Annotated in this window: 17 protein-coding genes; 3 read left to right on the forward strand and 14 right to left on the reverse strand. The window is 43.7% G+C overall.

Annotated features, from left to right (window positions below; translation table 11 throughout):
* Positions 1-71: 71 nt before the first annotated feature.
* From KJW29_RS21490 to KJW29_RS21500, 3 genes are all read right to left on the reverse strand, one after another.
* Positions 72-1,109: an NAD(P)/FAD-dependent oxidoreductase gene (locus KJW29_RS21490; RefSeq protein ID WP_214626123.1), complete on the reverse strand. Its 1,038-nt coding sequence runs from the start codon at positions 1,107-1,109 to the stop codon at positions 72-74.
* Positions 1,110-1,268: 159 nt separating this feature from the next.
* On the reverse strand, positions 1,269-2,855 hold the full coding sequence (locus KJW29_RS21495; protein ID WP_214626124.1) for a helix-turn-helix domain-containing protein: 1,587 nt from the start codon (positions 2,853-2,855) through the stop codon (positions 1,269-1,271).
* Positions 2,856-2,976: 121 nt separating this feature from the next.
* Positions 2,977-3,981 carry an ABC transporter substrate-binding protein gene (locus tag KJW29_RS21500; protein ID WP_214626125.1) on the reverse strand — a complete coding sequence of 335 codons (1,005 nt, stop codon included), beginning with the start codon at positions 3,979-3,981 and terminating at the stop codon, positions 2,977-2,979.
* Positions 3,982-4,241: 260 nt separating this feature from the next.
* On the opposite strand from KJW29_RS21500, the gene KJW29_RS21505 reads away from it, so the two are divergent.
* A complete protein-coding gene (locus tag KJW29_RS21505; RefSeq protein WP_187102023.1) occupies positions 4,242-4,448 on the forward strand; it encodes a helix-turn-helix transcriptional regulator in 207 nt (68 codons plus the stop codon).
* A complete protein-coding gene (locus KJW29_RS21510; protein ID WP_214626126.1) occupies positions 4,445-4,876 on the forward strand; it encodes a hypothetical protein in 432 nt (143 codons plus the stop codon). Before KJW29_RS21505 ends, KJW29_RS21510 begins: the two co-directional genes overlap by 4 nt.
* A 173-nt stretch (positions 4,877-5,049) precedes the next feature.
* Here KJW29_RS21510 and KJW29_RS21515 read toward each other — a convergent pair whose 3' ends face one another.
* The 11 genes from KJW29_RS21515 to KJW29_RS21565 all read right to left on the reverse strand — a co-directional run bounded on the left by KJW29_RS21515 (position 5,050) and on the right by KJW29_RS21565 (position 21,735).
* Positions 5,050-5,553 carry a GyrI-like domain-containing protein gene (locus tag KJW29_RS21515; protein ID WP_214626127.1) on the reverse strand — a complete coding sequence of 168 codons (504 nt, stop codon included), beginning with the start codon at positions 5,551-5,553 and terminating at the stop codon, positions 5,050-5,052.
* A 328-nt stretch (positions 5,554-5,881) separates the two neighbouring features.
* Positions 5,882-5,989, reverse strand: a complete 108-nt coding sequence (locus KJW29_RS21520) for a putative holin-like toxin (RefSeq protein WP_214626128.1) — start codon at positions 5,987-5,989, stop codon at positions 5,882-5,884.
* Positions 5,990-8,581: 2,592 nt separating this feature from the next.
* On the reverse strand, positions 8,582-11,617 hold the full coding sequence (locus KJW29_RS21525; RefSeq protein WP_214626129.1) for a hypothetical protein: 3,036 nt from the start codon (positions 11,615-11,617) through the stop codon (positions 8,582-8,584).
* The gene (gene avs1a / locus KJW29_RS21530) at positions 11,610-12,854 is read right to left on the reverse strand and encodes an AVAST type 1 anti-phage system MBL fold metallo-hydrolase Avs1a (protein WP_214626130.1); all 1,245 of its coding nucleotides are present in this window, start codon (positions 12,852-12,854) and stop codon (positions 11,610-11,612) included. Before avs1a ends, KJW29_RS21525 begins: the two co-directional genes overlap by 8 nt.
* A 448-nt stretch (positions 12,855-13,302) precedes the next feature.
* Positions 13,303-15,255 carry a DUF3732 domain-containing protein gene (locus KJW29_RS21535; protein WP_214626131.1) on the reverse strand — a complete coding sequence of 651 codons (1,953 nt, stop codon included), beginning with the start codon at positions 15,253-15,255 and terminating at the stop codon, positions 13,303-13,305.
* The gene (locus KJW29_RS21540; protein WP_214626132.1) at positions 15,252-15,731 is read right to left on the reverse strand and encodes a three component ABC system middle component; all 480 of its coding nucleotides are present in this window, start codon (positions 15,729-15,731) and stop codon (positions 15,252-15,254) included. The genes KJW29_RS21535 and KJW29_RS21540 overlap by 4 nt, the downstream gene beginning before the upstream one ends.
* Complete coding sequence (locus KJW29_RS21545) at positions 15,728-16,903, reverse strand: ABC-three component system protein (protein WP_214626133.1); 1,176 nt, start codon at positions 16,901-16,903, stop codon at positions 15,728-15,730. Before KJW29_RS21545 ends, KJW29_RS21540 begins: the two co-directional genes overlap by 4 nt.
* 449 nt (positions 16,904-17,352) lie before the next feature.
* Positions 17,353-19,596 carry a U32 family peptidase gene (locus KJW29_RS21550; RefSeq protein WP_214626134.1) on the reverse strand — a complete coding sequence of 748 codons (2,244 nt, stop codon included), beginning with the start codon at positions 19,594-19,596 and terminating at the stop codon, positions 17,353-17,355.
* A 130-nt stretch (positions 19,597-19,726) separates the two neighbouring features.
* Positions 19,727-20,359: a DsbA family oxidoreductase gene (locus KJW29_RS21555; protein ID WP_214626135.1), complete on the reverse strand. Its 633-nt coding sequence runs from the start codon at positions 20,357-20,359 to the stop codon at positions 19,727-19,729.
* A 54-nt stretch (positions 20,360-20,413) separates the two neighbouring features.
* Positions 20,414-21,058: an NAD(P)-dependent oxidoreductase gene (locus tag KJW29_RS21560; protein WP_214626136.1), complete on the reverse strand. Its 645-nt coding sequence runs from the start codon at positions 21,056-21,058 to the stop codon at positions 20,414-20,416.
* A 17-nt stretch (positions 21,059-21,075) separates the two neighbouring features.
* Positions 21,076-21,735: an SDR family NAD(P)-dependent oxidoreductase gene (locus KJW29_RS21565; protein ID WP_214626137.1), complete on the reverse strand. Its 660-nt coding sequence runs from the start codon at positions 21,733-21,735 to the stop codon at positions 21,076-21,078.
* A gap of 195 nt (positions 21,736-21,930) precedes the next feature.
* Here KJW29_RS21565 and KJW29_RS21570 point away from each other — a divergent pair, with 195 nt between their 5' ends.
* Complete coding sequence (locus KJW29_RS21570) at positions 21,931-22,524, forward strand: TetR/AcrR family transcriptional regulator (protein WP_214626138.1); 594 nt, start codon at positions 21,931-21,933, stop codon at positions 22,522-22,524.
* Positions 22,525-22,616 lie beyond the last annotated feature (92 nt).

The raw sequence follows: 22,616 nt of genomic DNA on the forward strand, positions 1-22,616 counted from the left end.
AGAATAAGGTCGAATCCCTTCTTACGGAGATTCATCGCTCCGATCCGGTCATCTAATGATAGCAGCCCCTGCTATTCATCGGATACGCCGAGCGCTTTGTTCCGTTCTTTAAACCTCTCGTTATGCGACGATACATAAGCCATTCTCGGCGCCTCGGGATCGATGTACCGTTTGGCGCTGTTAAGCGCTAAGGCCGCATCCGTGAACGCCCCTGCAATCAGGTTGAGCTTGCTTTCGTAATTGGCGAAGTCGCCAGCCCCGAAGATGCCCGGCAAGTTCGTCTCAAGTCTCGGGCTGACGAATATGTTCCAGTCGTCCATATCCAGTCCCCAATTCTTGATGCCTGTAAAATCGGACTTCAGCCCGTGGTTGACGATAACCTCGTCTATTTCCAGCTCGCGCGAGTCCCCTGATTCGATATGGGTGATCGTCACCCGTTCAATCGTCTTTCCGTTGCCGCTGTACAACTGCGTGACTTCATATGGCGTAAGCACATCGGCAGAAGACTCCTTCATTCGAACAATGTTTTTTTCATGTCCGCCGAAGCGGTCGCGCCTATGCACGACTATAACCTGGGCAGCGATAGGAACCAGCTCGTTCGCCCAATCGACAGCGGAGTTTCCCCCACCTGAAATAAGCACTCGTTTCCCCCTAAAAGGCTCCAGTTCCTGCACCGTATAGTGCAGATTGGAAACCTCATAGCGCTCGGCCCCTTCCAGCTCCAGCTTCGCCATTCGCAGAATGCCGCGGCCGATAGCCAGAATGACCGTGCGCGTCCAGTGCTTCTCCCCCGTTGCCGCTTCCAGAATGTACGTCGAATCCGCTTGTTTCTCCAATCCGATGATGTGCTGGCCGAATACGATTGTCGGGTCGAACGTCTTCGCTTGCTCCGATAATCGAGCGATTAACTTCTCGCATAGGATCGGCTCCACCCCTCCGACATCCCAAATCATTTTCTCGGGATAAATAAGCATCCGCCCGCCCAGCTCGTCTTTCGCTTCTATTAGCTTCGTCTTTAAATCGCGCATTCCACTATAGAAAGCAGTATACATTCCCGCAGGACCACCGCCGATAATCGTCACATCGTATAATTCAAGCTGCTCAGTCAATCGAAGTCCTCCTCCAGCCGGCTCATGTAACGTCCATGCTGTGATAATCATTATCAACATAATTGTAGATTCGGCAACGTGACAATAACAATGGACAAAATCGACGGTTGCCTTATACAAAATAGAGGATATGGCCCTTTCGTCGCAAGCATAACCAAATCAAGCTAACGATCGCAGAATATCATCGATTTTTTTGCCGTTGGAAATAATTCCGTTATTCATCCAAGTTAGAAAATCAACCTCGTAAACGCGGTTGTTTCGTACGGCGGGCAGATCGTGCCACTCTGGCTGCTCCAGCAGCTCCCTCTCCTTACCTTCTGCCTGGCTATGCCACTTATCGAAAGTAATGAACAGATGATCCGCGGTTAACGTACGTAGATCCTCTACAGAGAGATTGAACATGCCCGGCTTATTCGCTTTTGAAGCTATACCTACCGCGGAGTGGGAGCGCAAGCCAACATCGCCATAGAGAACAGTCGAAACAAAGCCTTGCCCTTCGTCCGTATATTGAATAATGTGGTCCGCCGAGATACGCAAAAAAGCGACCGTTTCATCTTTCATAACCCGACTCAGCTTATGACTCGCGCTCCGTGCTTTGAAATCATACTTTGCGATAGCATCGTCGGCCAACTCCGTACGACCGAAATAATCGGCGACGGTACGCAGCAGCGTGCGCCAATTATTGGTCTGCTCCCGCAGGATGCACGTGTTGGATATGCGTCGGCACTGGGAATATTGCTGTTGCTCGTAACGATCCATAAGCAATATCAGATCCGGCTTATAGCCGGAAAGCGCGTCAAAGTTGCCGCCGTTCTCGTCAAACGTCGGAATATGGTTTAAGCCTAGATAGTCTTGTTTACCCCATTTCGCATGACAATACTGGGCGATAGGCTGCATATCCAGCGCGACTATGAAATCCTCCAAATACGGCGCCACTACTCTAAGCTGTCCCTTGCGGCTGCGACGGTATTGTCCTGGCGATATGCCTACCGTCTGCTTGAAGCGACGATTGAAATAATATTCATTGTTGAAACCTGCATTCAGCGCAATATCGAGCAGCTTGTCATCGGCGCTTGCCAGCCACCTCTTGGCTTGATTAATTCGCACTTCATTCAAGTACTGGAGCGGAACTTGACCCGTAGTCTCCTTGAACAGCCGGGTATACTTCCAGCGATCAATGCCTGCGAGGGAGGCCAGCTCCTCCACGGTCAGAAGCTCACGGTAATACTGATGAATATGCCGTATGCTAAGCTCTACCCCATGCCGCTCGCTATCCGTTTCCTTATCCTCGGCAGCAGGTGCATTTTGGCGGAATAGAAAGAGCAGCAGCTCTTGAAATCTCACAAATCGTTGGAACAGCTCGAGCTCGCCTGTCGCTCCGCGGAGTCCATATAACTCGTCAAGCAGCTCCATCATCTTCGCGAAGGGTGCGCAGGCAAGCTCTTGCTTATCCGGCAGCAAGCTCGAAGCTGCATCACCGCTCGTCGCAAAGCTCACTCGGTAATAGCTGCAGCTCATAACCTCTTGATCAAGGGATAAAGATCTTCCGGGTCCCCGCAAATAACATTTTCCTTGTCCCGTCCCGCTCATTATAATGATCAGTTCAAGGCCTTCCGTATCGTTTCTATCGCTGCCGTCCAAATCACTCATTCCTGCTTGCTCGCCCGCAACGATTAAGCGGATCGACCGCAGCACATATTGGACTAAAGGAGCAGTCCCAGCTTGTTTGCGCCGTTCGATATCCATCGTTACTATCAACCGCCTTTTAATTGATATTCATTCTCATTAAATATAGTGTAAATCAAAACGAGCCGCCCATCAACCTTCGTTGAGGAGCGGCTCGTTCCCAAATCACTCTTATTTCCTGCTAAGACGCCAGCAATCGAAGTAATTCATCCATCTTCAACCCGTTGGCCGTAATGGCTCCCGTCTGCCAATAGGATCTCTCTACGGGATATACATGGCCGTTCTTAAATGCGGGGACGGTCTGCCATAACGGATCTGCCTTCATTTCTTCAAGTGCTTGCGCGGTACTCTCATCCTCCCATGTCCCGTTGGACGGAAGCAAAATAATATGGTCCGCGTCAAGCTCCGGAATGACCTCCTTCGACAAGACGATATTGCCCTCCGTCATCGCCTCGGCGAAGCCCGGCGCCTTCAGCCCAAGATCCTCATACAAGATTTGTCCGACGAACGTGTTATGAATGCCGAAAATATTAATCGATTTATCTACGACGTTCATCCGCAGAACAACAAGCTTCTCATCGCCGATCGCCTCGTTCAGCTTCGCCTTCACATCGGCAATACGGGCTTCGTAATCGGCAAGAACCTGCTCCGCCTTGTCGCTGATACCAAGCAATTCAGCGATTAAGGTCAATGTTTTGCGCGAATCCGCAAGTACGTCGTCCGGCAAGCGGAACGTCGGCGCAACCTTGGAATAGAGCTCGTATTGTGCTGCATCGACCTCTCCGGCGCCGATGATTAAGTCCGGCTCGGACACGAGCATAGCTTCAATGCTTCCGGTTACGTCGAACAACGGAACTTCCAGCTTCAAATAATCCTGCTTGCCCCACATCGGGTTATAATATTGCACAATAGGCGTTACCCCAAGCGCAACCAAATAATCTTCGCGATAAAGAGCTGAGATTCGCTTCGGATTTGTCGGAATCTCTACCTCTCCGAAGCCATCGGTTACGACGCGTGTTTCCGCCTGAGGCGGAGCTTCGCTTGGCGCTGCCGTTGCCTGTGCAGACTGGTCGGCAGTCGCCGTGGGCACAGCTTGATTGCCTGCCGAGCCGCATCCAGTCACCGTAATCATTGCTGCCGTTATAAGCGATATCCATCCTGTTTTCATAAATCCTGATCTTGCCATGATTAAATTCACTCCCATAAGTATTATGTTTTGTAGCAAAACATTTCATTTATATATAATGATAATCATTATCATTATTCTAGAGTAGATTGTACCCCAGATTGGATGGCATGCTCAATACACATTCTCTACGACCGGCTTTATACAAACTCGTCACCGGATTCCCATCAAAAGAAATGGAAAGTAAACTTGACATTGATCGGGTTGCACGATATGCTTTCATTATGGAAAGTTAGCTTTCCATGAGGAGGATGAACGCTTTGAACAACCGTTTAGAAGAGATCCGCAAGCAACGCGGAATTAAGCAAGAAGAATTAGCAATGGCTCTTGAAGTGTCGCGGCAAACAATCGGTTCGTTGGAAAACGGACGTTATAACCCATCGATCCTTTTAGCGTTCAAGATTGCTCGTTTTTTCGGTATGACTATCGAAGAAATCTTTATTTATGAGGAGGATGAGAATGTATGAACAAGACGATTTTGTCTAATTTGATTACCGTTGTAGGCGTCTCCTTAGTTGCAGTCGGTGTGTACTTCATCAAAACAATTGAAGATCCGCAAGGTCTGCTGCGAGCGTTGCCTTATATCTGCGTTGGACTTGGCTCTGGTATGTTCGGCCTCGGTATGGGAGAAATAATGTTGCGCTACGCGATGAAGCATAGTCCCGCCGCAGCAAAGCAGCTAGAGATCGAGAAGAAAGATGAGCGTAATCTGGCAATCATTAATCGGGCAAAAGCGAAAGCATATGACATGATGATTTTTGTGCTTGGGACCTTAATTACAGCAATTGCCTTGATGGCTATAGATTTAACAGTGGTATTGCTATTGGCTTTTGCCTACCTGTTTATTCTTGGATACGGCGTTTATTACCGATTGAAGTACTTTAAAGAGATGTAATTCGACACATATTCATCATAAAAAAGGAATGAAGACAATGACGAAATTATCTTATAGTGGTTTAAAATACGGAGAAAATAATGTGGAAATAAAATTATTGGTGGATATACAATTCACCATAACCTCTTCTTTCGGCTTACTGCAAAGGGGGGATTCCGATCAGCAAGGCCACGTCAGAAGGTGAAAATCCCCTTTTTCGCAATTGGCACATATATCTCAATAAAATTGTTAGCATTCTGGAGATTTTCGGGAGTTCTCCAACGCTCGATGTCAAATTCTCTGGCATCGCTATAATCGTGTAAGTCCAGCCATTCGTTAATGGCCACATGCGTGGCGTCAATACTGCTTTCATCACCTTGATGCAAGAAGCGAAGAAACCTCCCCTCAGGAACAACGTGTACAATCATCCCTTCCGGAACTGCAGATATATGGTCAACTTCAATCGCTACAATGTGGGTATAAACTACATCTGGCGTCCAGTCGCAATCCGGATACACTTGCACCAACATCATACTCCTGTCGACACTATGCGGTATTTCTGCAACCCGGGGTGCAAGCTTTTTTCGCAGACCAACCACAATCGCTCCCAAAACATCGTCATTCAAGCTTGCCTCAACGCTGTATCCTACCAAGTTCATTTGCTTGCGTGTAACGATTTCAACATCGAGCTGAAGCATCTTACACCTCACTAATTGAATTTTTGATTTATTGCTCGATTTCGCATATTACGACTGACTATGAATTTCTTAAATCATATCATCAAAAGAGAAGGAATTGCCACCTGCAGTTGCTCAAGGGTGGCGCATTATTCCCCTCTCTTTGATACAAAGATAATATTTTATCCAATATTCTGCATGTTGCACGTATAAATAGAGAACGTTATAATAAAACTTAAAGAAGGAGCCGTGCGCTAACACGACTCCGGGCAGCACAGTAGACCGCTTCAAAGGCGGTCGGCTTCGGTGAAACGATCAGAAATAGACCGCTACCTTGCAGGGGGGCGGTCTATTTCTTTTGGTTAATCGCTGCGACGATGGCGACAACCAGCGTCAGCAACGCCACAATTAGCGCTCCAAAACCGATCATCAACGTCAAAGCATCTTTAACCTCCATGGGCATCCCTCCCTTCAACGAGAGGTAGCCGACCACCCTTGCAAGCCGTTCCACGTGCTTGTCTAATTATAGCATAATTTGTAAGAAGCTGAGTGAAGAAACTTCAAAACTGTTGGTTTGATGTTTACAGCTTCGGGGATGCTCATTTCTGGTGGTCTGTTCGATGAATCTAGCAAAAGCTGAGCGTAAGCTCGGCCCGTGCCTGGTCCGAAGGGCTCATGAAAATGTTTTCGGAGAGCCAGAGTTGACCCCTTGTTGACTTCGGGGCTCCTGATCCCCAACGCAAAGAAGTACAACGCTACATGAGCGATGTACTCTGATTTGAATACTGATATACAGCTTTCGGCTCTTACTCGTCGCCAGTAGCTACAGGGTTTTGCGGGTAAGAAATCCAATCGCTCCAGCTGTAGATTCCACCATGAAAATGGTTACAAGCGCAAAGTCCATGCATGTACAGGGCGTCACGATCCGCCGGTCCCATTATGCTACGAACAACGATGATCGAGGGCGGTCGTTTCTACCGCTGAGATCACGAGCTTGGTTCGCGGCGCGTCAGCGTCATTGGTTCTCAGGTCGTAGAAGTGGCCTGTACAGGATTGCTTGCCCCATTAGGCTCATCAGCATGAAGCAGCTTCACAAACTGTATGCCTGCCCCGGCAACGCTGGTGGTACCAAACCGCACCATGGTGGCAGCGAAGCGCAACCCCCGCAACCCCCTTGCCGGCAGGCAGCTCTCGCCCAACCTGCCTTAAATACAGCGCCACGAGTGACGGACTGGTGGCATGTATGGTGGCACGCTCGCGGGAAAGAGCACGAAGCCCCTTTAAATATACAAAATGCCACTCTAAAAATAAAAATAAAATAAAAAACAGATCGGACAATACAGAGTTTGGGGCATGTAGCTCTATTCAGGTGGCGGCATCCCCCTCAAGAGGTGCTGACGCCCTTGCGGGCGAAGGAGCCACCTGTGGTGGCGGCAGCCGGAGGTTGGTGGCAACAATATGGCCTCAAACACTCGTCGGCAAGTACGTGAGCACAAGCGCCACCACAAGCAACAAGTGCCACCACGCCGCACGCTAAGACAATACAACTTCATGTATATCGCCGCAGGCCACTTCTGGAAGCGTCAAACCAATGCAGCTAACGAATACAAGCTCAGGTTCTTTTGCGAGCAGGCCGAACTAAGGACGTAGCTCGTCCATCCACCTAACCGCTGACCGCCAAAGGCTCTGCGGGCAAAAGATCGCTAAAACCCTGATCGGTCAAGCACACTTACTATACTGCACGCCCAGGGCAGCCGAGCTGTACAGCCTGTAGGCCATAATCTAATGGTTCGAAACCAACCGCTTCACTCGAAACCCCTGACCTTGGTTACTCCAAGAACCTGTATTCTCTCGCCTCGACTTCAAACAGGAGTGTTGTCTTTCACGCCTCGCAGATTGCCTGGAACCATCGACTCCGAGACAAGCGGCTGCTGACAAAGCGCGAATGCTTGGACTGTATCTCGGGTATGTACGACCTTCCAGCGGAAGGTACAGCTTGCAGGCAGGTTATCATTTTATTTCTCAAGACGTCTGATACCTCTCGCAACCCCTGAACTTGGCGGCTCCAAAAGCATGTATTCTCTTGCTCCGACCTCAAGCAGGAATACGCCGTCCACGCCTCTCCGACCGCCCAGTGCCAGCGGCCCAAAGCCCCGTTCCGCTCCGCTACCCTTCCCGGCAAGGACGGTTAACTCCGTTTAACCGGGTTTAACCGCGTTTAACAACTCCCTTTTGAAAGTAATTACAGCAAGCGGTCTCTCAAAGTTCACCTCCCGCCAGTACACTCTCGCTGCCGTATGAGTATCACCCGGAGTTATCATACTTCTCTCACAAATACCTTTCCCACAAACCGAAGTATGTCTTCTTTCCATCCAGCTGTCTGCCCTGCTCTGTAAGTACTTTCAGGAATCGCTTGTTGACTCCGTGTTGACTTCGGATATAAAGAGACACTTCGCCGCGGCGCTTGGACCGCATTTACCCCGGGGCTGTACCGGCCACAGGCGGATTGAGGGTCCTTAGGGGTATAGTGGATAGCGGTATAATGCCGGGGAATTGACGAGACGGATCGCGGGCTTCGAGCGCCGAGTCGGACCAGCGAACCGCGCGATAGGAACGGTTAAAAAGTCTTTATGTCCTCCAAAGAGTCTGAACCCAAAGCGGGAAATATTAGATTTTTTCTAACCTTGGCCTGCTACAAACCCAAGCTAACCACACTATTATGGAAGCCAGTGATTTGGAGCCATTAATAAAAGAGCAACGGTGTCAAATTCCACCGTGTTCTGTATTAAATTTCGCGCCCTGCTACTCATTTTTCTACATTCCCTTGTCCCCTACCGCCACCGCGTTCCCCTCAATACTGAACCGAGCTCTAACTGCGAAATTTGCTACGAATGCCGTTCATATATGCATTTGGTGTATCCGCAAGTACCAATCGATTGGCCTATTGGTTCATTGTACCTAACGGCAACAGCTGTTCAATCGGCACTTGGCCTTGTAGAGAGCCATAAGACACTCAAGCTCCGTTTATCATTGTTATAAATCCCCACCATTACAAGGAATCGCGCATTCTGCGACCAACTACATCTACTGCTTCATCCATTGAGATTACTTTAAAGCGGCGTCTACCCGTTCTGCGAATGTCTTCTTGACAACGTTCAAAACTTTCTTTATCGATCCAGTTCCACACCCTGCACCCGGATAACCTGACTCCATTCAAACTAATGACGTCAATTATATAATTGGCTGTTAACTCAGCGCCAAAAAATTCCGCTCGTTCAAAATTTACTCTATGCAAAAGACATTCGTGAATCTTAGCTCCATGTAAGATCGCACCGTAAAAATCCACATCAACCATGGTTGCTCCAAGAAATTCACTGCCCTTTAACATCGTTTTGGGAAACCGTACGTTGTTCAAATATCCCCCATTAATTCGCATTCCTCTCCCATTGATTCCACCAAAATTAACCGAAAGAAGCCTGGAATGATCAATTTCTGCGCCCTGCATTTGGATTCCCTCAAAATTCATATTCATAATGTTAATCGAGCGGATAGAAAAGCCTATTTGTTCCCGGTTCCCGTACTCATTCTCATTCTCATTGGTCACACCGGAAATCGTGTCAATCCACAACGGATGTGAGATTCCATCCAGTTGATTGTGCGACTTGAACATGGACAGCACATTGAAGCTTAAGTCAGCACCAATGAAAGCCTGATTATGTTCGGGGCCATTATTACACCGCTCTCCCGTCAACAGGGCAATCCATCGATCCAAATCGGCAGTGGCCCACTTCTTTTCCGTCACTTGTCCCAATTGGTTGAACGGCACGAATGCAACAGGCTGAAATTCAAACGAAGCAAATTCGGAAGGGGCTCCAATGATCTCCCTGCAAACGACGCCGATTCTTCGGATTACCTCATGGGTTATCGGCCAAGATTGAACGTGCCCATCCGATAATGTTTTATAAGCGTCAAGCTCGTCCATTTTGAAAATATGATCAATCTCGTCGCAATATAAGTAAGAGTCCATTTCGAGGTCCGAGACCCGTTTATGTCCTTCTTTCGATAATCCTAAAGAGGCTATGATGGGAAAAAGCATTTTCCGACATTCGAGCAGTTGATCTTCACTTGTCGACCCAACTCCCGAGGATTGTATCAACAAATCAAGCAGTCCTTGATAAAAGTACATCGTTTGGGGTGTGGGTTCACCGATTAGCAATAGTGATCGGATGGCTTCAGGGTTTGCTTGAGGCTGAAAAGCTGCATATACAAACACGCGTAAATAGTACTCGGCAATTAACATTTCAGCGAAGGATTGATGACTAAAGAAGTACTTATCTTGGTTTTTCTCCAGATAGGTATGGGAAAGAAATCTGTAATGAGTAGCATTGGGAATGCCCCAGATATCAATCAGATCCTGAAGATGTAAATAACTCTTGCCATTATGTGATCTGTTTCGCAACCACAAAATTGCCGTTGCATAGAGCAAGTTTCGATGGGTAATCTCCGTTAATAACCGCGTCTCCATTTCCTTGTTTCCTATATGTTTTGCTTCTTTTGATAATAAATTAATAAAAGACAAATATACGCCCACACGATGCCCTTGCTGGATTTCTTTATGCTGTTGCAGCAGTTTAAAAATCATATAGGCCAGAATCGGTCTACGCCATTCCTCCTCGTTAATGACGCCATTCAGCAGAGCGGCAATACTTTGCCTATCTTTGATATGACGGATTAACTCCTTGTTGAAGCCCAGTGCATGCTCAAGGTCGAGCAGATCGCTTAATTGAAAGAAGTACCGATCGCGCTGTTCTGATGTAAACCCGAATATAGATGCATACTGAAGTTGACCTCTCTCATTCTCGTAGGGTTCGTACTCATGAATAATACGCTCCAGCACACCTGATATTGGTCTTGAAGCCACAACGATTCTGTTTTGTGTCGCTGGCCCCAGACTATTAATTTTTTTGACTGAAAGGATGACCCGCTCAATATCCTGTTTCTCTAGACTTCCCGATTCGTCTAATGAATCGATCAGAAATATGAACGGACATTTACGGAAGGCGGGGTCGTCGACTACGTCATACCCGCACAGTTCGTTTAAATAACTTCCGATGCAGCCATACACATCGTGCGATGGTTGATAGTCATTATACTCACGCAAATTAAAATATACAGGAATGAATCCTGTCCTTGTATCCCGATATTGTTTTGCGAGCACGGACGTGTATTGCTTTAGAAAAGTTGATTTTCCTTTTCCAAAATCCGCGACAACAAAAAAAATACGTTTGGATGGTTTGTTTACGTCTCTCCGATAATACTGTTCGATTAACTCAGCCAACGGTTGCGGATTTCTGTCATATCCGTCTTCATACATTATGCTGTGCGAAAGTATACGCCACGATGCCATCGTTTCCTGGTAGGGCAAATTCTCCCCGTCCTCATATCCGATACGACCCAACCCCTCTCCTTTTGAGAGTATGGCTTCTTCAAAAGGAAGGAGCGGAGGCAAGGTTTGAAACGGGATATTATGGTGCCGAAGAAACGGAATGCACTGCTGAAAAGAGACAGCTCCAAGTGTATCCATTTGATCGTTCGTTACTATGACCCCGTGTACACCGTCTCCCAAAAAAAGTGGAGCGCCTGATGCTCCCCGCATATCGGAATCTCCCTTTAATTCGCCACTAAACAACTCCAGGTCATTTGGTTGTGGTCGATCAATCCTATTCATCAGATAGCCGCTAAGAGGCTGGCCGTCTGTCCTCTTCCATTCAGGATAGCCAAATGACTGATAGGCTTGTTGGTTTGCCTTAAGATTGCAGGCATAGAGAACGGGGAATTCCAAATGAATATCATCAATAGGAGTCGTTAATGTAAGAAGAGCAACTTGCGAATCCGGGAAAAGAGTTAGGATTGCTTTCTTGCTAACGTTCAACGTGATTAGCTCTAAATCCACTTCTTGGCCATCTTCATGGTCGTGAAAGGTATGACTCGCAGCCAATGCCCGTTCGCGATCAATTAAAAAAGCTGTACCTTGTCTGTCGGCTTGCACAATACCGACTAGAGTTTTGATTTGTTGATTATTCATTCTTTAGGTTCACCCACTTATTCAAATCGATCTCAGATGGATTGTATTCAATCTTATAATTCAGCAGATCCTTTTTCTCTGCATTCGCTTCTAAATACCGCGATGCATCCGTCTCATAATTAAATATCAACGTGCGTTGATATCGTTGCGGCTGATCCACGATTTTAATTAGCGTGTCCAGATCAGGATGTCCATGTTTCTCTCCATTGGTTGAAATTAGATACAACGGAGCATCAACGGCTTGTAAGAGTCCGCTAGAAATGTTGTGCTTGCTTCCATGATGCGATACTTTAATAAGATCCATCATACGCGGAAGCGGTTCTTCTTTATATACGCGGTCAATGCCTTGCGCAATTACGGATGGAAATGCATCAGCAGCAAAAAGCAGACGTTTGCTCCCGCATTCCAAAACGAAAGCGATCGAACTGCCGTTTTTGCATGAGCTATCTTCATCGATATATTCATCTTTTAGTGAATCCCACTGGGGCTGTGAAAAGGATATCTCCTGTTTGCCCCGTCGTTTGCGCTCCTCTTCAACAGCTAACAGGAAATATTCGTATGCGTCATCAAACGAAGGGTCAGCCGGTCGGTCGGTCTTAAACCCGGATTTTTGCAATTCCCTTCGCCAATAATTCATCAGATTATCCAGTTGCTCTGTGTTGGGAGACAGGAGTTTCAGACGAACAAAGTCGGCAATTTGGAACGTAGTTAATGCTTGGGTTGTTATTGCCTTTCCGTCAGCCGCTTTATTCCAAGGGTATCCCCCTTTTAAAATCAAGGCTCCTAAACTTGACCCTTGTCTCGCACTGACTTGGTGTTTGCCTAGGGGCATAATTTTACATGCACTTTTCCATCGCTTCGTAAAGCCAATTATCATTTGCTGTTCTTTATCGGTAAGAGTAACTGTTGGAAGTTCTTGATGCATATGGCGGTATGTGTTATGCCAAATTTCTTTAATCGCAATAATGATCGGATTTTCAGCAGAACCATTGTCTTCGAGTAATCGGATGACTCCCCCAATATGATCATCGTCTATATGTGTGACGACCAATAGATCAAGCACTTCGCCACGCTCTTTCATTTCCAATAATTCGCTTTTTATTTCATTGTCGTATACATCCTCGGGGCCAGCATCAACAAGAATATTCACTAATTTTGTCCCTTTAGAGCAGCAAATCAAGAAGGCATCACCGTGTCTAGCCCGAAACATTTTGATTTTTACATTGTACTCCGTCATATATATCCCTCTTATGTATAAACTTTGATATTTATAATCTAGAAAAGTATCTGGGCACCGGCTGGCGTTTCTATTGTATGGCCGGTTCGTGACGTCAGTCACAGACAAACCCCGCAAACGAAAGCGAATGCGGGGTCGTCGAGACGTACGGCTTTGTATACAATTTCTCCCTCATGCGAGTCGCCTCTTGCCGGAAGGATCAGCCCGTTTATCGTGGTGACCAGCTGTGAAATTGTTTGCGAAATCCCTTGCCCCCATTTCAAACGTCAAACCACAAAGTCTCTGGGGATGATATTACATCCGACTGTTATTGGCTCACAGAGACAGAAGTGTTCCTGCTGTTGCGCTGACCACTGTAGCCCATGTGGTCTTCAAGAGAGACGCTATCAGAAGACTGAAATCCATCAGTATCCCTCCTCGGATTGAACAACAATATTTTGCGACTGATTTAAATATTGTCTTCCTCTAGCCAGTCAGTTGGAATTAAGGCTCTTCCATTTCGCCAAGGTTCTTCAACTAATGCACTCTGGAAGTCAGGGCTATCTATATTTGCATGATCCAATACAATGATTTGAAATTCCCCCTGCAATTCATTACATACGGAAAAGAGCAAATTGAAAAGTCTTGAAACAGCTTGGCGATCTTCATCCGTTAATTCTTCAGCCAGTCCTTCCATTACCTCATATTTTTCCGGTGGAAAATACACTTGTGTTGGCTGATCCAGAATAATAAAAGAAGGCACAGGTCTACCGCGCTGGATAAAATATTTGTGGATCGCCAAATGAGAAACCAAATGGCAGCCAAGCCAGTTTTCCCCGCTTCCCATTCTGTACATTGGGATGGGTCTTTCTTCATGATCAGCAATTACAGTCAAATTTTTCAGGTCCAAGCGGTATGGAGAAGATGAATGTTCCAGTTGTAATTCTTCAGCCCATTTTGTCATGTATGTAGATATTCTACTCAGTGCTGATGTAAGTAGTTCGTCCGTTTTATCCTTATCAAGTTCCTGCTCTAACACTTTAATTCTTCTTTCTAATTCTGAAACTTGTGATTTCAAGTCCTTATCTTCTTGGATTTCTTGGTAGCTTTCCAAGAACAAGCTGATTCTTCCAACAACTCTGGCTATCCTTGTATTAATCTCTTTTATTTCATCTGCTACTTCCTGTTCCATTAGTAGAGAGTTCATAGCATTTGTAATGGTTAGCAATTCCTCTTTATATGTTTGAAGTTGCGTCTCCAACTTTTGCAAAAACTCACGCAGCTTTGGTCTTTCTCTTTCAACTAATGTTAAATTATTCCTCAAATTCACAAGTGAATTATTAATCATCTCAACAGAAGGAGTTACTTCTTCTAATCTTGAAGTACAAAGCGGACAATGTTGTTGTCCGTCACCATCATGGGAAAATAAGTTTACTGTCTCAAGTCGTAATCTTTGTTGATTCGCTTCATGAGTATATCCAATCGCTTCTACAGCGTAGGTTTTTGCTGAACTTATTTGATCATTGACTTGTGCTATTTGTTCAACTAAACCTCTTCTTTGTAACTGTAATTCCTGTAGCCGATCAGTTTCGAATATGGGTTCAGCATACGGTTTCCAGTTCAATGTATCTTTTAAACAACTTAAGATAAAATCGGAATCTCCTATTTTAAGCTTTTCATCAAATAATCCAACCTGTTTTGCCTCTTCAAATAGAATGTTTGCTTGTGAGCTTGAATTGCCAGCAATCAAAACTGCATCTTGCAGTTTCCGTTGTAACAATTTGAGTTGCCTCTTCGTTTGTCGAAGTTCCTGCTCTAGCTTTAATTGATCCTCTCGAATAACACCTAAAAAATATGGCAGCGTATCCTTAATCGACTGAGGAATAAATGGTTCATTTTGTCTGTGAAACAAAATAGACTCGTTCGCTATAACGCTTTGCTTTTGAAAGAGAAAAGTTCGTGAGTGTTTGAAATTTGCTTCAAGAGGGTCACGAGATTGTCCCTCCGAAGGAATATGTAAATTAGCTGATATACCAATAAGACTTCCTAAATAGTCAACTAGGCTTTCATCATTACTATTCGTTGTTATCTCATCAATTTCAGGAAAATCCAAGTCTTTTCCTACATCTAAGTGAATCTGGCTTTGACTTAATGCATTTCCTTCCGGCGCCTTTTTTACTATGATGATTTCTTGTTGTTCATAGTTAAGTTTTAAACCAAAATATACAACATGGTTACGAATGACACCTTCTGGAATTCTAAATTCCGATCTTCCCAAACAATATTCGATGATTTCAATTATTGCTGATTTACCAACCTTAGATTTTCCGGTGATAATATTCAACTTACCTAATATAAAAGGGACGATGCGCTTTTGTCCCAGTTTATTATATAGAGCAATCTCTTTTATCTGTAAACTCATGGACAGATCCCCCACATTGTATAGATTGTCGAGCTTGACGAAGTAGAAAACCAACGTCCGACAAATTTACTCTTATTTGCATATTCTTTGATTGCTTCATCAATTTGATATCTCTTGTAACGTTTATCCGTTGCTAAAATACATCCATTCGAAATAGAGATGTATCCCTTATTTATAAGAAACATCATCGTTTCCCTCGTGATATTGATCATTTCATTTACTCGATGGGCAAAACCAATCCTAAGTTCAGGATTAGATTGAAGCCATGCTTGCATATGAGTACGAACAGAAGAGGGTAGTTGTTCGCGTGTATGCCGATGTAATACGATTGGTAACAATAAAAATATGAGTTCATATGGAACTCCTGAGCCTGTTTCACCTTCGTATGACTTGACATACTCTTTAAGTAAATACCCACAAAAGGCTGGATTTAGAAGGTTCGCTACCTCAGTTGGACGTTGATACCAGTTTTTCATCCTACTGCTTCCCCCTTATGCCTTTCAAGTATTTGCTTGAAATGGGGATGCCAGCCGAGCGGAATCTCTTCTTTATCAGCGAGGATATGATAGCTGCCTTTCAATACATAAGGTTCTGTGCAACCTTGTCGGATATTTAAATGGTTTGCCTGCATTAAACGATCATACAGTGCCTTCCCCTTTGCTTCTAGTTCTGCACTTGTTAATCCTTCAATACCAGACTCAATTAATATTTCGAAGTATTCCTCCCACGCCTCATGCAATCTCCTTTCATATCGCTCCAATTCACTAATGCTTACCAAGTGATCAGAGACCCATTTAGATCTTTGCATAAACGCCCGATAATAGTCTCTTAGCGCTAGCTCTATTCGTTTTTCACTTAGTGAAATGATTTGCAATTGTTTTACGAACTGTCTTCCATCATATGATTGTGGATCTTCGGGTTGCTCACCTTGGTAATCAATGGGGAGACTATCCGGTCTCAACTGATCAGCTATGTCATGAATTCTTTCAGATAATTCCGATCCAGAGATGGCTCCATTTGAGTGCCCTTTTAGATGAATTACGACTTGGTGGAACCACCATCCCTCAAGCCGCTCATATAAGGCGTCGATTAAGTTCCTTCTTACCGATAGAGCCAATAGCCCCTTAATTTTATCTGCAATATCAACGATATCCGGTGATTGATCTAGAATGTACATGTTTTCTACTAATGACAATTGATGTTCGGGTGTTAGTGAGGAGAATGCTTGATATGCAGCTTGATTTGTTTGGTTTGTAGAAGAAGCCATTACACTTAGCATCATTGATCTGGCTTTCATAGGATCTCTATATTGATTATCCCTTAAATAGTAACCAATGGAATCTTGGGGTACAGAAGCTGTTGTTACTAAAGTAAGCCTCGCTATTGACCTTTGTGCTTTTAGTGCCTCACTCCATACTCGCACGGTTTTCCATAAATCAGCACAAGAATTTGTGAGAGCAGCAGCCGAATTCAAGTGGTGCTTAAGTTGTAGCAATTCAGCCGGTGAATAACCATCTTCAAAAGCAACATCATCTAACTTCTCTATGGATACTTGAGAATCAATTTTTTGCAATAATAGATAAAGTGCATATCTAGATTGATAAAGGTAACCTATAGCAGATCCCCCAGCTGAAAAAGGTGTGGTCAAGGCAAATTCCCCCAGACAAAATATGACATGTTTCACTATCATTCTATCAGGAAAACATTCCCAAGACTACTCCTTTTAAACAAGGGATCACTAGCGGCACACAGCACTCCATATGTGTTGGAGCATCTACGCTCCTATTCGCAAGTTGAGCATCTCATCTTCCACGTTTAACTCCGCTCTCCGCTTTACCATCACTTGTGATACGGTTCTCCGCGATGTCTGTAACGGCAAGTTTTGCATGCTAGTTAAAGCGGCAAGTTTTAGAGCCTCCCAGTACTGGGAGGCTCTTTCTTGTTCTTTTATGTTAAACTGAACGATTAGCAAGGAAGACAGCGGAATACCCCAATATCAGAGTCTGCCGTCCCGGCATTTATGTACGCCATAATCTGACCGCTGCCGCTGCTGGTTTCACTCCCGCCATCCTATCGCCAGAACCATCCCTTTGGCTACTACACAATCTCTTTATTAAAATGTCCTCTTGTGTCTGTTTCCTGATCAAAGACAACATTATTCATGGAGCCGTTTAATTTGCCTGAGGCCATATTAATGACTTTCTCAACCTGCTCTTTATACTCAACTGTGAAGTTTAATCTGAGCGCCTCGATTCCTCTGATGTTTGGCAGCTCATCCAGAAGATTAAGCGTCTTCCCGTTAAGAATAGTCGTTGTACAATCCTCATGGGAAAGGATAGGGAACGTTCCTTGCTCATCTTTTAACTCATAGCTCTTCGTTTTGCAGACGCTGCATTGATTCATTTTTCTCATCGGACAATATTTGGTGAACATTAAAGGAGCCTTGCCATACACAATCATTTCCAGAGCAGGATAGCCGTCATTTTCTTCATAATAGGCATTCATTAAGTCCTCAATTTGGCTCTTATTCAATTCATAAGATAAAGTGACCCGTTTTGCGCCTAATTTGTATAATTCATAGCAGCTGGTAGCATTAATAACATTTAGAGAATAGTCTGTAACAAACGGATTGCTCTCTCTGTAGTGATAGATACCGCCATATCCTCCGATTAGCAGCTGCCCTTCTTTTTCCTTATAATCATTCTGATTTCTTCTAACCACATTTTCAAAATAGATTTCCTTAATTCCACAGCTCACGCAAGCATCATACTGTTCCTTTGTCGTTACAGAAGCCGTAAGGTATGGTGTTACAGGGGCAAAGCTTATTTTTTCTTTTGCTTCCACAGCCTTGGTTCTTTTCTTCCGGCTGTTAAGCTTTAAGTCATATAAGCCCAGTACAATATCTCTTCTTGCTGCATTTAACAGTTTAGCTGGAATGAATGCATTGCACTCCTCATAATCGACATGATTAAGCTCGAATATCGTATCATTTAATCTTGAGAATTGCTTAATCACCTGGTCTTTTGTTGTTGGATTATTAATGGCTTCGCCCAGTATTTCCTCGCTTTCATATGAATAATTAAAGCCTAAGCCCTCCGCATCTATGAAAAGCTTTGAATCTGGACATGCATGTACTCTAATATCCAGTTTAAACCGCTTAAATTCCTTTTCCAGTGATGCTTCTAACTCTTTCTGATAGAAATAATCCTTCGTCTTATATACTACATCTCCCACAGACAACTTTTCTTTGATTTTGATATAGCAGACATCATCTGCTGTATTGATTAAGTCGCCAACTTTATCGTAAAGTTTGGCAACAGCTAAATTAACATCTTCATTATTGTGACTTATTCGAATGGTATCGTTCTGATTTAAAGGACGTGTAAGTGTTATTTCATACATATCTTTAATAATCTTGCTGATTATTCCAATTTCATAACCAAAGTTATTAGGTCTTAAGATGTTTGTAATATTTCTCCTATCTTCACGAAATAAATATCCTTTAGTAAATGTTCTATTGAATGTTTTCTTCAGATTTTCTTTATCTTCTTCGGTTATTTTATGATCTAAGGCCCTGCGATATTTGGATACAACATTAGCAACATACGTCGGTGCTTTCATTCTGCCTTCTATTTTTAAAGAATCGATTTCTTCTAGATCATGGATGTAATCGATGGTGTTCAAGTCCTTAGTTGATAAAATATAGCTTTTCCCTAAAGATGTATCTGTTGTCTTATCCATAAGCTCATACTCCTTACGGCATGACCCTACACATCTTCCGCGGTTTGCGCATCGGTTGCCGAGTAATCCTGACATTAGACAGTTTCCCGAATAAGATACACATAAAGCACCGTGAACGAAAATTTCTAAAGGGATTTCAGCTATTCTTTTGATCTCCTTTACTTTTTCAATCTTAACCTCACGGGACAGAACAACTCTCTTAGCACCAAGCTCTTTCAATAATAAAGTTCCGTCTACATCGTCGATTCCCATTTGAGTTGAACAATGTGCTTCCAGATCAATAAAGTTTTTAACGATATAATCGAAAGCAGTCAGGTCCTGGACAATAATGCCATCCACACCGACTTCATTTAATTCGCGTATCTGCTCCTTCATCTCTTCAACTTCGTTTTCGAACACGATGGTATTCATTGCAACATAGATTTTAACGTCTCTCAGGTGCGCATAGGTAACAGCCTCTTTTAACAATTCTAAATCAAAATTAGTGGAGTATGCGCGTGCACCAAATTTTTGCATTCCCAAGTATATTGCATCACAACCATTAGATATTGCAGCCTTTAAAGCTTCCATATTTCCTGCTGGCGCTAATAATTCAGTCATAAATTATCCTTACCTCCTACTTCAATAAACGCTCAAATTCAGCACCATTAATCATAAAATAAGAACTACAACTTAAGCTACGGCAAAAAGCACAAGCCAATGGCTTGCGCATAATTCTTGCGGGGCTTATTTATTGAGCTGCTTGGTTAAGGGCGCTTAAGAATATCTCAACGGGTTGTGCGCCGGAAATTGCATATTTTCTATCAATGACAAAGAAAGGGGCTCCTGTTATTCCCAACTGTTTTGCTGCAGCTTCATCTGAACGCACTTCGTTAGCATATTTGGATGGATCCTGGAGAACCGCCATTGTCTCGTCCCTAATCATTCCAACGGATTCTGCAATATCTGCTAATGTATCATGATCGCTAATCAGCTTGGCTTCCGTGTAATAGGAATAGAACAGCTTCTCAGATAATTCCTTATCCTTACCAACCGATTTGGCATATTGGGTTAGACGATGAGCATCAAACGTATTGGTGGGCTTCATTCCGTCGAAATTATACACCAGACCCATCATCTCCGCTTGTTGCCCAAGCTTAGCATTTGCCTCTTTCGCTTGCTCGATACTCACACCATGTTTCTCAGAGGCCATTTGATGCATATTTTTGCCTGAGTACAATGATGCTTGCGGATTAAGTTCAAAGCTTCTATATTCAATCACCACTTCATTCTGATGAGCGAATTGCTCCAGTGCAGATTCCAACCGCCGTTTACCAATATAACAAAATGGACAAACATAATCCGACCATATCTCGATTTTCATTTTTGAATCCTCCTTCACTAACCACTAATCGGTGAATACTGCATTTTTTTGAGCTTATTTGTTATAGACGATAGGCATTTTTCTAATCAATTGGTTGTCACGGGTGGCAGCGTACATGATTTTAGCAACATTTTCCCTGGAAACCGATAATTTAGCCGATTTATCTCCAAATGAATAGCCATAAGATTGCCCTTTGTGTTTAACATTGGGGTTAATAATTCGGACAACTGTCCAATCAAGGTTCGATTGTTTAATAATCCCTTCCATCTTCTTCATTTCCGCATGACCGTTTGGAAGTAAAACTTTAGCCAATACACCTGGAAGTATCGTCGAAATGTTTTTCTTATCGTCATCTGATTGCAAAGCCGGCGTCGCAAGTGTAATTAACCTTTTTTTGTTATGGTTCTTCATAGCCCTAATTATCAGTTCGTGTCCGTCCGCAATCGGCGCGCCTTTAAGCTTTCGTGACATATCGGATGCTGGCCCCAATGTGCTGATTACAACATCAGATTCAGCAACAGCCCGCTCGATGGTTGAAGCATTCGAAAGTTCCCCTTGTACAAGGCTCAAATTGGGATGTTTGAGACTGATTTTGTGGGGGTTTCTAACATATGCCGTAACGAAATCTCCGTGATCTAGAGCTAATTGTGTTAGCAGCTGTCCGATCGCACCACTTGCACCAAAAATGGTGATATTCATTTTTTTACCTCGATTAATTATATTTTGTCTTCTGTTATAAACTCTTCAACGCGATCTCTCTTGGAATACATGTCGTACCAAATATCAGCGATTTTGTCTTGAACTCCTGAATTCGGCTGCATCCAAATTCCGATCGAAAGGTGACCTGCATAAATCCCTTTGTCTGCTAATTCGCTGTTCAAATTAAAGATATAATTACGAAGTCCTGAGATTGCAATTCCGACATTACCCATCCTTGGAACTGGGTGGACTGATGCACCTCCAGTTGTAAATAACAGGGCACCGCTTTGCTTCTCCAACATTTCCGGCAGCACTTGCCGGACACTCGATAAAGCACCTAAAACATTAAATTGAAATTGGTATAACGCATTTTCTTCTGTTACATCTAAAGCTGGTGCTACTGTGTTAATGCTCGGCGTTGGACTGTATTCGAGAACATCAATAAACCCGTATTTCTCTTTAACAGCGGTAAAGGCCCTCTCAATTTCTTCTTTATTTAATATGTCCGCTTGAAATGGAGCAGCTTCAATTCCCAATTGTTCTAATTCACTAACCAGCTGGTTCAGCTTATCTTCATTTCGGGCAATAAGTGCTACGTGAAAGCCATTTTGTCCGAATTTCTTTGCAATGGACATTCCTAATCCTTCTCCTGCTCCAACGATCGCTATAGTTTTCATTTAAATTCTCTCCTTTAGTTAGAGTTAATTATCAATAAGATAAATAATGGTCAATGTGTTGTATATTTATCTTATGTTTATTATGATTAATAAAAGGTCAGCATTCAATATTTAATATTTCTGATTTTGAGAGATAAAATGCAATTTCAGCTCAAATGTCGTATATCTAACAAAAAAATTAAGGGAATGGTCCTAATGAACAAAAAAACCGATTTGCGTGTCATTCGCTCCAAACATTCGATCAAAAAGGCGTTTATAGAGCTTCTTACGGAAAAGGGATACGAAGGAATTACAATTCAAGATATTGCCGATAAAGCGATGATTAACCGGAATACCTTTTACCTTCATTATCAGAACAAACCCGATTTGTTAAATGCATCTATGGACGAATTAATAGAAGAACTAAAGAGTACACTCAAGCAATGCTCAAGCAGCAAAACTCCTGTAAGCGGCCCTATGCTTGAACAACTAATGCAAACCATCCTGGAGAAAATTCAGGACAACATCCCTTTTTACAAAGCATTGTTGCTGGATGAGAATAGAATTTATGGTTTCCAGTCAAAAATGGAGGGAATTATAAAAAATACAGTGGAAGATGGCTTGGACAATACTCCATTGAAGATTTCAAAGGAATTATTACTCCAATATATCGCATCTACTTTTATGGGCATTGTAGTGTGGTGGGTTAAAAATGATTTTTCCTATACCCCAAAGGAACTCGCATCTCAATTTGGTAAAATTCTAACTCACGGACATTTAAAAGCCGCAGGTATTATCGTCAATGATTAAAGTGATAAAATCTTTCCGGATGCCACACAACAAATGTCTGCTGTTGGTACGGCAAAATGCCTAATGTCACGACAGTTTCTTCTGAGTCGGTT

It is taken from the genome of Paenibacillus agaridevorans (assembly GCF_018604145.1).
In the GTDB taxonomy this organism is placed as follows: domain Bacteria; phylum Bacillota; class Bacilli; order Paenibacillales; family Paenibacillaceae; genus Pristimantibacillus; species Pristimantibacillus agaridevorans.